This is a genomic window from Sporosarcina limicola, from assembly GCF_014873855.1.
Classification (GTDB): Bacteria; Bacillota; Bacilli; order Bacillales_A; family Planococcaceae; genus Sporosarcina; species Sporosarcina limicola.
On record NZ_JADBEL010000074.1, the window covers coordinates 1 to 1,415 of the forward strand.

Annotated in this window: 2 protein-coding genes; both read left to right on the plus strand. The window is 41.1% G+C overall.

Features of this window, described 5'->3' with window-relative positions:
• The coding region (locus H4683_RS21685; protein WP_225942286.1) for a transposase family protein at positions 1–428 on the plus strand (428 nt) is incomplete at its 5' end.
• The coding region (locus tag H4683_RS21085; RefSeq protein ID WP_192600784.1) for a transposase at positions 418–1,415 on the plus strand (998 nt) is incomplete at its 3' end. The genes H4683_RS21685 and H4683_RS21085, both read left to right, overlap by 11 nt.

The following is a 1,415-nucleotide window of genomic DNA, read 5'->3' on the forward strand; positions in this document are numbered from 1 at the left end:
ATGTCCTTCACGAGGAACAAACAGATAAGGAACTCTTTTTTATCGTCGAAGTCGATTCATCATCAGCACGATGTCCTTCCTGTCAGATGATGTCCTCCCGTGCGCATAGCCGTTACACTCGCCATGTTGATGACTTGCCCATTTCGGATCGGCACGTCCATTTTCAAATTCTACTCCACAAGTGGTTTTGCGATGAACCAAATTGTACGGTTATCGTCTTTACTGAACGCTTATCATGGCTTCAAACCTATAAAAGAAAGACCAACCGCTTGGAAGAAGTCATCGAAAAAATAGCCTTCTCCACGAATTGTTTAACTGCTGAAAAAGTGTGCAAAGCCCTTCATATTCCCGTAAGTCACGACACACTTCTTCGAAGAGTTCAAGCTGTTACTTTTCCCCAGAAGGCATCTCCCTTTCGTGGGTATTGATGATTTTGCTTTTAAAAAACGGATGGCCTATGGTACGATTTTCATTGATTTACAGACGAATAAACCAATCGATCTATTAGAAAAACGCGACCAAATACCTGTAACTGAGTGGCTCAAAAATCACCCCGAAATTGAATTGATCACCCGGGATGGTTCGAAGACCTACGCGAAAGCCGTCACAGAAGCATCCCCGGCTATACTGCAAGTCGGTGACCGCTGGCATATCCTTCACCAGCTTTTCGAAGCGATTAAGAAAACAATTTTCAATCTTATCCCTGCCAAATGGACACCAACCCCAATCGACAAACTAGTTGTTAAAGAAAACAAAGAAAAACCTCCACGGAAAAGTGAATCCGAACGACTGCAAAATGAAGAAAAAAGATGGGCACGCATTCAACATGTACAATTGTTATATGAACAAGGCTACACAATAACTAGCATCAAAAGAAAGCTCCATCTTTCCCGCGGAACAATTTACGCAGATTTGAAGCAAAAAGAAAAGCCGAATCATCAAAGGGCTACGCCCTATCAACGATTTGACACCCTTATTCAAGCCCTGCTTCTGGATAGTCAAACGGGCAACCAAATTGAGGAGGCCTGTCGTTTGAAAGGCTATACAGGTTCTCGCTCTACTTTAAATAAAATGATTGCCAGGGAACGACGTAATGTGAAACAAGGCAAAGCAAAAACATATTCAGTTCGTCAGAAAGTTATTCAAGTGATTTGGGATTTTAAAAAAGGGCATCATTTGGAACGCATTGGTCAATTGCACCCCGAACTTCCAGAGTCATTTCCTGAAATTATAGAACTCGATCAACTTGTTCAAAACTTTCGAAACTTATTTACGGAAAAAAGAAGTGAAAAATTAGTAGAATGGCTGGCTGAATATAAACAACTTGACTATCCATTTATACAATCATTTATTCATGGCATCGAACAAGATATTAGTTCTGTCAAGTTAAGCATTCAGGAGCCGTGGAGTAACGG